Here is an 8,854-nt window from a genome sequence, read left to right as displayed (position 1 = left end):
ACATCCACCGGCCGGCGCCCTCACCCCCACCGTGGTGCTCTCGCTGGGCCTCGGCCTGGCGCTCATGGTGGCGATCGGCCTGATCGACCGCTCGCTCACCCAGGAGCTGGCCGGCCCGGTGCAGGAGGAGGCGCCGAGCTTCTTCTTCGTCGACGTGCCGAGCACCGAAGAAGACGCCTTCGCCCGCTTCATCGCCGCGCGGGCGCCGGGCGCGACGCTGCGCGCGGTGCCCATGCTGCGCGGGCGCATCCTCTCGCTCAACGGCGTGCCGGCGGATGCGGTGCGGCCCTCGGCGGATGCCGCCTGGGTGCTGCAGAGCGACCGCGGCATCACCTTCTCAGCCACGCTGCCGGAAGGCTCGCGCCTCGTGGAGGGTGCGTGGTGGGGGGCGGGCGAGAGCGCGCCGCTGATCTCGTTCGACGCCAAGCTCGCGGCCGGGCTCGGGCTCAAGGTGGGCGACAGCGTGAGCGTCAACGTGCTCGGCCGCGTCATCACCGCCCGCATCGCCAATCTGCGCGAGGTGAAGTGGGAGCGGCTCGGCATCAACTTCGTCATGGTGTTCTCGCCGGCGACCTTCGCCGGCGCGCCCCATTCCATGCTGGCGACCCTCACCTTTCCCGGCGGCGCCGACGCGGCGGGGGAGATCGCCTTGCTGAACCAGGTCGCCGCCGCCTGGCCGGCGATCACCGTGGTTCGGGTGAAGGAGACGCTGGAGGAGGCGCGGCGCATGGTGGAGAACCTCTCCCTCGGCATCCGCGCGGCGAGCCTCGTCACGCTCGTCACCTCGCTGCTGGTGCTCTCCGGCGCGCTCGCGGCGGGCCAGCAGCGGCGGGTCTACGAGGCGGTGATCCTGAAGACGCTCGGGGCGACAAGGGCGCGGCTCATCGCCGCCTTCGCGCTGGAATATGCCGGCATCGGCCTCGCCACCGCCTTGGTGGCGGTGGCAGCGGGGAGCCTTGCCGCCTACGGCGTGGCGGTGTTCGTGATGGAGATCGGCTTCACCTTCTCGGCGCCCGTCGCCTTCGGCGCCGCGCTCGGGGCGCTCGCCGTGACGGTCTCGCTCGGCCTGCTGGCGACGCTGCGCGCCTTGAGCGCGCCGCCCGCGCGCGTGCTGCGGCATTTGTGACGCGGGCCTGTGTGACAGGGCGCCTGTGACGCAGCCTGCTGCGACCAAGAAGGTCAGCCCTGCGCCTTGATCGGACCCGCCTGCCGTGCAAGCACCGTGAGGAGAAGTTCGGGATCATCCTCATGGACCAGCGGGCGGCAGCGGCATCGGCGGACCTCGTCATCGGCGAGGGGCGGTTTCTGTCCGCCCATCCGCTCCGCGCGGCGGTGCTGGGCGAGTTGCATGCCCGCCCGTTCGTGCCGGCGCAGACGCCGCGGCGCTTCCTGCATGCCGGCTTCCTGCTGGACGCCGCCGCCGCCCAGAAGGACCGCACCGCCATCGCCGAGCTGTGCGCCTCGCGCGGCCTGCCCGCGCCGGCGCCGGGCGCCAAGCACCATTCGGTGTCGTTCGGCGGCGCCAATCTGCGCTGGGAGAGCCACGCCGAGTTCTGCACCTACACCTGGGACATGCCGTGCCCGGAGATCGTGCCCGGCGCGCTGCCGTTCCAGCCGCCGGCGGTGACGCTGGCGAGCCCGTTCGGCGAGGTGCCCCAGCCCGGCCCGCTGCTGGTGGCGGTGGACCTCCACCTCGTCACCGACACCGCCGAGGACTTCCTGCTCGACAAGGTGTTCGACCGCGCCAGCCTGGCCCGCTCGGACGTGGGCGACGGCCAGGCGGAGATCGCCACCGACTTCATGGCCGACCCCTCCGGCTTCGTGCGCATCCTGGTGCGCGACCGGGGCCTCGGCGCGGAGGCGGCGGGCGCGCTGGTGCAGCGCCTGCTTGAGGTGGAAACCTACCGCACCCTGGCGCTGCTCGGACTGCCGGAGGCGCAGCGTCTGTCGCCCGCCATCTCGCGCATCGAGGGGCGCCTTGCCGGCGCGGCCAAGGAGATGACGCTGACCGAGGGCCTCGCCGCCAACAACGAACTGCTGGACGAGCTGGTGGCGCTCGCCTCCGAGATCGAGGCCGGGGCCACCGCCTCGCTGTTCCGCTTCGGCGCCAGCCGGGCCTATATGGAGATCGTGCGGCTGCGCCTTGCCGCCATCCGCGAGGTGGCGGTGCCGGGCTTTCCCACCTGGCAGCAATTCCTCGACCGCCGCATGGCCCCTGCCATGCGCACCTGCTTCGCGGTGGAGGATCGGCAGGAGAAGATCGCGGGCAAGCTCGCCAATGCCGCCGACCTGCTGCGCACCCGCGTCGACGTGGAGCTGGAGCAGCAGAACCGCGACCTGCTGAGCGCCATGAACGAGCGCACCCGCCTGCAATTGCGCCTCCAGCGCACGGTGGAGGGGCTCTCGGTGGCGGCCATCTCCTATTACGTGGTCAGCCTCGTCCACCACGTGTTCGAGGGCATCCACGAGAGCGGCATCGACGCCCGCCTCACCGGCCTCCATCTCGACGTGGGGCTGCTGACCGCGCTCTCCGTGCCGGTGGCGGTGCTGGGGGTCTGGTCGGTGGTGCGCCGCATCCGCAGCGCGCACGGCGACGACGACTGACGCTGCGTCATGCGGGCACCGGCGCAAAGGCCCCTTGCCGCAGAGCGCGGATGCGCGCTGGCGCGGGACATCCTATCTAGGACGGGACGGCCGCAGCGCCACCTCCCTTTCGGCCCGCCTTCAGGGCGCGCCGGACCCGCCATTCCCAAGGACCCGCCATGGACCAGCAGCCCATCCAGATCGCCATCGTGCCCGTCACGCCGTTCCAGCAGAACGCCTCCATCGTCTGGTGCACCAAGACCATGAAGGGCGCGGTGGTGGACCCCGGCGGCGACCTCGACAAGATCCGCGCCGCCATCGCCGAGACCGGGGCGCAGATCGAGAAGATCGTGCTCACCCACGGCCATGTGGACCACGCCGCCGGCGCCGCCGAGCTGGCCGAGAGCCTCAAGGTGCCCGTCGAGGGACCGCACGCGGCCGACCAGTTCATCATCGACGGCATCCCGGACATGGCCGCGAAATACGGCATCCCCGGCGCCCGCGCGGTGACGCCGGACCGCTACATGGTGGAGGGCGACACGCTAAAGGTGGGCGAGCTCGACTTCGAGGTGCTGCACGTGCCCGGCCACACGCCGGGCCACCTGGTCTATGTGTACAAGCCGGCCGGCATCGCCATCGTCGGCGACACGCTGTTCCGCGGCTCGGTGGGGCGCACCGACTTCCCCTATGGCAGCCACGACGCGCTGATCTCCGGCATCGTCGAGAAGCTGCTGCCGCTCGGCGACGCCACCGTGTGCCTGCCGGGGCATGGGCCGCTCACCAGCATCGGCGACGAGCGGGCGTCCAACCCGTTCCTGCCGCGCTGAGCCGGCCCGTGCGCTACGCGGTCTATCTCGCCCCCGCCGCCGACAGCGCCTTGTGGCGCTTCGGCTGCGCCATCCTCGGCCGCGACGCCGAGACCGGCACCGAGCCGGCGCCGCCGGACCTCGCCGGCTTCGACACCGCGCGCTGGCACGAGATCACCGCCGAGCCGCGCCGCTACGGCTTCCACGGCACGCTGAAGGCGCCGTTCAGCCTCAAGCCGGGCCTCGACGAGGCGGCGCTGCTCCAGGCGCTTGGCGAAGTGGCGGCGGAGCACCGCCCGTTCGAGCTGCCGCCGCTGGCGGTGACGGCGATCGGCCGCTTCGTGGCGCTCACCCCTCCGGTCGCCGTGCCGACGCTCGACGACATCGCCGGCTGCGTGGCGACCGACCTCGACCCCCTGCGCGCGCCGCTGACCGACGGGGAGCGCGCGCGCCGCAGGCCGCACCTCTTGAGCCCGCGCCAAATGGAGCTGCTCGACACCTACGGCTATCCCTATGTGCTGGAGGAGTTCCGCTTCCACATGACGCTGACCGGCCCGCTGGCCGAGGCCGAGCAGGGGCACGCGCTGAACGCGCTGTCCGACGCCTTCGCCGCCTCCGGGGCGCGGGTGCCCACCGAGATCACCGACCTCGCGGTGTTCGCGGAGCCGGCGCGGGGCGCGCCGTTCCGGCTCATCCACCGCATTCCGCTGGGCCTCAAGGTGGTTTGATACCCCTCGCCTGGGCCGTGCGCCGGCTCCCCTTCCCGGCCGATCGGTGCTATCGAGGAGCGACCATGCGTTCCAAGGCTCACTCAGCTCCGGCAGACCCCGTGCCGCACATCCATTCCGCCTCGGTCGTTTCCGCGCTCGCCACGGTGGAGGCCGAGCAGGCCGGCCTCGCCGCGCTCAAGGCGGCGCTGGAGGGGCCGCTCGGGCCCGCCTTCGAGGTGGCGGTGGCGACGATCCAGAACGCCCGCGGCCGCGTCGTCGTCACCGGCATGGGCAAGAGCGGGCATGTGGGGCGCAAGATCGCCGCCACGCTCGCCTCTACCGGCACGCCGGCCCATTACGTCCATCCCGCCGAGGCGAGCCACGGCGATCTCGGCATGATCACGGCGGACGACGTGATCGTCGCCCTCTCCTGGTCCGGCGAGACCGTGGAGCTGCGCGACCTCGTGGACTATTCGCGGCGCTTCGACGTGCCGCTGGTCGCCTTCACCTCGAACCCGGAGAGCGCGCTCGCCGTGAGCGCCAGCGTGGTGCTGGCGCTGCCGATCGCGCCGGAGGCCTGCCCGCACGGGCTCGCGCCCACCACCTCCACCTTGATGCAGCTCGCCCTCGGCGACGCGCTGGCGGTGGCGCTGCTGCAGAACCGGGGCTTCACCGCGCTCGACTTTCGCCAGCTTCATCCCGGCGGCAAGCTGGGCGCCAGCCTCAGGTTCGTGCGCGACGTGATGCGCGGCGGCGACGCGGTGCCGCTGGTGGCGGGCGACACCCTTATGGGCGAGGCGCTGGTGGAGATGAGCGCCAAGGGCCTCGGCTGCGTCGGCGTGGTGGGTGAAGACGGCCGGCTGCTCGGCATCGTCACCGACGGCGACCTGCGCCGTCACATGTCCAACGACCTGACCGCCCGCGCCGCGCGCGAGATCATGACGCCGGCGCCCAAGACCGTGCGGCCGGACCAGCTCGCCTCCGAGGCGCTTCTGCTGCTCAACGCGAAGGCGATCACCGCGCTCCTGGTGGTGGCGGACGACAAGCCGGTGGGCGTGCTCCACATCCACGACTTGCTGCGCACCGGCATCGCCTGAGGCGCACCCCCCTCACGCCACCGGCGGCGCGTCCCCCGGCTTCGCCGCGAGGAGGTCGCGCAGGGTGCGCACGGTGGAGCCGTCCGCCACCCCGTCCACCTTGGCGGGCCGGAAATGGCGCTGGAAGGCGGTGACGACGATGCGCGTCGCCTCGTCATAGTCGCCCGTCACGGCGATGCCGTAGCCGTAGAGCGCCAGCATGGCCTGGAGCGCCGCCACCGGCGGGCCGGCGTCGCCCTGCATCAGGAAGCCGCCGCCGCCGAGCGGCGCCGCCGGCACCAGGTGCCCGACGCCGGCCGCGTGCAGCGTGCCCCAGGGAAACTTCTCGCCCGGATCCTCCTTGCGCGCCGGCGCCACGTCCGAATGGGCGAGCACCCGGTCGGCGCGGATGCCATGGCGCGTAGCGAGATCGCGGCAGAGCGCGATCACGCCGTCGATCTGCACGGCCGGAAAGTCCGGCAGCCCGGCGGAATGGCCGCCATTGACGATCTCGATGCCGATGGAGCGGGAATTGGTGTCGGTCTCGCTCTCCCACACCGAGACCCCGGCATGGTGGGCGCGCAGCGCCTCCGGCACCATCTGCACCACGCTGCCGTCCTCTAGCACCACATAGTGGCTGGAGACCTTGCTTGCGGGATCGGCCAGCAGGTCGATCGCCGCCTGGGCGCTGTCCATGCCGGTATAGTGCAGCACGATCATGTCGATGGGCAGCGTGCGGTCGGTGATGTTGGGGGAGGGCTTGAGCGCCACCACCAGCGGCGAATCGGGCTGGAACGGCAGGCCGTCGCCGACCTCTGCGCTATCGGTCATGGCAGTCCCCGCTGGCGGGCGATGGCGTCATAGGCGGCATTGAGCGCCGCGACGCGGTCGTTGGCGAGCTTGATGGCGGCGGGCGGCAGGCCGCGGCCGGCGATCCGGTCCGGATGGTGCGCCGCGACCAGCGCCCGCCAGTGGGCCTTCACCTCGGCATCGCTGGCGCCGGGGTCGAGGTCGAGCACCGCATAGGGATCGCCCGGCCGACGCACGTGCCGCGCCTCGATGCGCTCATAGGCGGCGCCGGTGAAGCCGAGGATGCGGCCCACTTCGGCGAGGAAGGCGAGCTCCGCCGGGTGCAGCGCATGGTCGGCCTTGGCCACGTGGAACAGCGCGTCCAGGAGGTCCTCGCGGGTGTCCGGCTCGTCGGCGAACAGCTCCGCCACCTGGCGGGCATAGGCCTCGAAGCCGGCCGTGTCCTGCTTGGCGAGGTCGTAGAGGCGCGCCACCTGGGCGAGGTCCTCCTCCGGGATGTCGAACACCTCCCGGAACGCGTTGACCTCCGCCTGGACCACCTCGCCGTCCGCCTTCGCCATCTTGGCGAGCAGGGCGACGAGGGCCACGGAGAAGGCGGCGTTCTTGGGCGCCGGCGCAAACAGCCGGTCGAGCGCATGCCCCGCGAGCGCACCCACCAGCGCGCCGAGCGGCCCGCCCAGCGCGAACCCCATGCCCGCCCCGCCGATCAATCCATAGGCCACGTGGTCCTCCTGAGTGAGGCGAGGAGCTACGGTGTTCGCGGCGGTTTCTCAAGGGGGGAGCGTTGGGGCGCGCCGGGCGTGCCGGCGCCCCTTTGGCCGCGCCGGTCTGCGGCGATTCCATTGACGCCCATGACTGCCCATGTTAACCCATTATTACCCAAGACATGACCGGGCGGCCCTGGCCGCCGCAGGGGCGCGCCCGTGGCGCGTCCGCCGAGAGGGGGCAGCCGGGCGCCATGGACCGCTTCGTGTCCACCTACACGATGCGCCTGGACGCCAAGGGCCGGGTGTCCATCCCCGCGCCGTTCCGCGCGGTGCTGGCCAAGGACGGCGCGGAGATCCTGCACTGCCACCCGAGCCTCGCCGAGCCGGCGCTGGATGCGGGCGGGTCGCGGCTGCTCGGCGAGATCGAGGACCTGATCGCGCGCTACCCGCCTTATTCCGAAGCGCGCGAGCAGCTCGCCACCGCGCTCTACGGCACCAGCGAGAGCCTGCGCATCGATCCGGAGGGCCGGGTGGTGCTGACCGAGACGCAGAAGGCCCATGCCGGCATCGGCGACCATGTCGCCTTTGTCGGGCTCGGCCACAAGTTCAGGATGTGGGAACCGGAAAGGCTCAAGGCCCATCTCGCGGAGGCCACCCGCAGGGTGCGCGAGCTGCGCCAGGCCATCGGCTCCCAGGCAGAGGGCCCCAAGGGCTCCCCGGCATGACGACGGACGGCGGAGCCGGTCCCCCCGGCGCCGCAGGCGGACCCGCCCGTCATCTGCCGTGATGCTCGACGAGGTCCTCGCGCACCTCGCGCCGAAGGATGCCGGCCATTATGTGGACGGCACCTTCGGCGCGGGCGGCTATACCAGCGCAATCCTTGCCGCCGCCGACTGCCGGTGCTCGCCATCGACCGCGACGACAGCGCCATCGCCGCCGGTGCGCCGCTGGTCGCCGCCTCCGGCGGGCGGCTGACCCTGGTCCACGACCGCTTTTCCCGCCTCGACGCGGTCGCCGCCGACCACGGCTTCGCCCCACTCGACGGCGTGGTGCTCGACATCGGCGTCTCCTCCATGCAGCTCGACGAGGCCGAGCGCGGCTTCTCGTTCCGCCGCGACGGCCCGCTCGACATGCGCATGGGATCGGACGGCCCCTCCGCCGCCGACCTCGTGGCCGGGCTGGAGGAGGCGGAGCTCGCCCATATCATCTGGTCGCTGGGGGAGGAACGGCAGTCCCGCGCCATCGCCCGCGCCATCGTCAAGGCGCGCACTGACGCCCCCATCACCCGCACCTCGCAGCTTGCCGAGATCGTCGCCCGCGTGGTGTGGGCGAAGCCCGGCGAGATGCATCCCGCCACCCGCACCTTCCAGGCGCTGCGCATCGCCGTGAACGAGGAGCTGAACGAGCTGGCGGCCGCTTTGGTGGCCGCCGAGGCGGCCCTGCCGGCCCGGCGGCCACCTTGTGGTGGTGACGTTCCATTCCCTTGAGGACAGGATCGTTAAGACTTTTCTGGCAAACCGGACGAAGGCACCGTCCGCGTCGCGCCACATGCCGCAAGCCGAGGGTCCGGCCCCCTCCTTCCGCCTCCTTGCCAAGGGTGCGGTGGAGCCCGGCCCCCAGGAGGTGGCGAGAAATCCCCGCTCCAGGTCCGCCAAGCTCAGGGCGGCGGAGCGGACGGACACCCCGGCGCATCCGGGCGGTGACGTGAGGGGGCTTCTTCCCGCCCCCTTCGTGCAACGCCAGGGGCGGAGACGCTAGGACCGATGCTGCGGGTGGCCAACGTCGTGATGGTGGTCGCGCTGCTCGTGACCGCCGGTGTGGTGTATCACCTCAAATACGCCTCCACCTCCGAGGCCGAGCGGCTCGCCAGCCTGCGGGTGCAGATCCGCAAGGAGCGCGAGGTCATCGGCCGGCTCAAGGCGGAGTGGGCGCGCCGCACCTCGCCCATCTACATCCAGGGCCTGGTGCAGCGCCACCTCGACCTCAAGCGGCTCGACGTGGAGTCCATCTCCGATCTCTCCGACCTGCCCGAGCGCGCGCAGGCCAATGACGACAAGATCGGCGGCATGATCGAGGCGCTGACCGACGCCCCGCTGGTGACCTCCTCGGTGAGCAGGAGCGCGCCGCCGCGCGGGCGACGGCAGGACCGGCGCGCCGGATCG

9 protein-coding genes and 1 pseudogene are annotated in these 8,854 nt (G+C 72.2%); 8 read left to right on the top strand and 2 right to left on the bottom strand.

Translation table 11 applies throughout. The features are described 5' to 3' along the window. The 5 genes from AC2W7M_RS14215 to AC2W7M_RS14195 all read left to right on the top strand — a co-directional run. Nucleotides 1–1,126 (top strand): ABC transporter permease (locus AC2W7M_RS14215; protein WP_486132915.1); only part of this gene is annotated, 1,126 nt, incomplete at its 5' end. Between the two features lie 122 nt (nucleotides 1,127–1,248). Then, nucleotides 1,249–2,604, top strand: coding sequence for a DUF3422 family protein (locus tag AC2W7M_RS14210; RefSeq protein WP_486132914.1), 1,356 nt, complete (start codon nucleotides 1,249–1,251; stop codon nucleotides 2,602–2,604). A 158-nt stretch (nucleotides 2,605–2,762) separates the two neighbouring features. Continuing rightward, nucleotides 2,763–3,410: an MBL fold metallo-hydrolase gene (locus tag AC2W7M_RS14205; RefSeq protein ID WP_486132913.1), complete on the top strand. Its 648-nt coding sequence runs from the start codon at nucleotides 2,763–2,765 to the stop codon at nucleotides 3,408–3,410. An 8-nt stretch (nucleotides 3,411–3,418) separates the two neighbouring features. Next, nucleotides 3,419–4,117: a DUF1045 domain-containing protein gene (locus AC2W7M_RS14200; protein WP_486132912.1), complete on the top strand. Its 699-nt coding sequence runs from the start codon at nucleotides 3,419–3,421 to the stop codon at nucleotides 4,115–4,117. A 65-nt stretch (nucleotides 4,118–4,182) separates the two neighbouring features. Continuing rightward, nucleotides 4,183–5,196 carry a KpsF/GutQ family sugar-phosphate isomerase gene (locus tag AC2W7M_RS14195; RefSeq protein ID WP_486132911.1) on the top strand — a complete coding sequence of 338 codons (1,014 nt, stop codon included), beginning with the start codon at nucleotides 4,183–4,185 and terminating at the stop codon, nucleotides 5,194–5,196. Between the two features lie 12 nt (nucleotides 5,197–5,208). Here the strand turns inward: AC2W7M_RS14195 and AC2W7M_RS14190 are convergent, their stop codons facing one another. Both AC2W7M_RS14190 and AC2W7M_RS14185 read right to left on the bottom strand, forming a co-directional pair. Further along, complete coding sequence (locus AC2W7M_RS14190; RefSeq protein WP_486132910.1) at nucleotides 5,209–6,006, bottom strand: N-acetylmuramoyl-L-alanine amidase; 798 nt, start codon at nucleotides 6,004–6,006, stop codon at nucleotides 5,209–5,211. Further along, a complete protein-coding gene (locus AC2W7M_RS14185; RefSeq protein WP_486132909.1) occupies nucleotides 6,003–6,707 on the bottom strand; it encodes a TerB family tellurite resistance protein in 705 nt (234 codons plus the stop codon). The genes AC2W7M_RS14190 and AC2W7M_RS14185 overlap by 4 nt, the downstream gene beginning before the upstream one ends. A 236-nt stretch (nucleotides 6,708–6,943) precedes the next feature. Between AC2W7M_RS14185 and AC2W7M_RS14180 the strand changes: the two genes are divergently transcribed. From AC2W7M_RS14180 to ftsL, 3 genes and pseudogenes are all read left to right on the top strand, one after another. Further along, nucleotides 6,944–7,417, top strand: coding sequence for a division/cell wall cluster transcriptional repressor MraZ (locus AC2W7M_RS14180; RefSeq protein WP_486132908.1), 474 nt, complete (start codon nucleotides 6,944–6,946; stop codon nucleotides 7,415–7,417). A gap of 61 nt (nucleotides 7,418–7,478) precedes the next feature. Further along, nucleotides 7,479–8,450, top strand: a pseudogene (rsmH, locus tag AC2W7M_RS14175) (16S rRNA (cytosine(1402)-N(4))-methyltransferase RsmH). A 5-nt stretch (nucleotides 8,451–8,455) separates the two neighbouring features. Then, nucleotides 8,456–8,854 (top strand): cell division protein FtsL (gene ftsL / locus AC2W7M_RS14170; RefSeq protein ID WP_486132907.1); only part of this gene is annotated, 399 nt, incomplete at its 3' end.

It is taken from the genome of Xanthobacter sp. BG11Y11_SDJG, assembly GCF_057364445.1.
The sequence above is the reverse complement of the archived record's forward strand: the minus strand, read 5'-3'. Positions and strand labels throughout refer to the sequence as shown.

What these genes read in the sequence shown, in the direction of transcription:
- AC2W7M_RS14205 (WP_486132913.1), top strand. Translation starts at nt 2,763, where the DNA reads ATGGACCAGCAGCCCATCCAGATCGCCATCGTGCCCGTCACGCCGTTC.
- AC2W7M_RS14210 (WP_486132914.1), top strand. Translation starts at nt 1,249, where the DNA reads ATGGACCAGCGGGCGGCAGCGGCATCGGCGGACCTCGTCATCGGCGAG.
- AC2W7M_RS14180 (WP_486132908.1), top strand. Translation starts at nt 6,944, where the DNA reads ATGGACCGCTTCGTGTCCACCTACACGATGCGCCTGGACGCCAAGGGC.
- AC2W7M_RS14195 (WP_486132911.1), top strand. Translation starts at nt 4,183, where the DNA reads ATGCGTTCCAAGGCTCACTCAGCTCCGGCAGACCCCGTGCCGCACATC.
- AC2W7M_RS14190 (WP_486132910.1), bottom strand. Translation starts at nt 6,006, where the DNA reads ATGACCGATAGCGCAGAGGTCGGCGACGGCCTGCCGTTCCAGCCCGAT.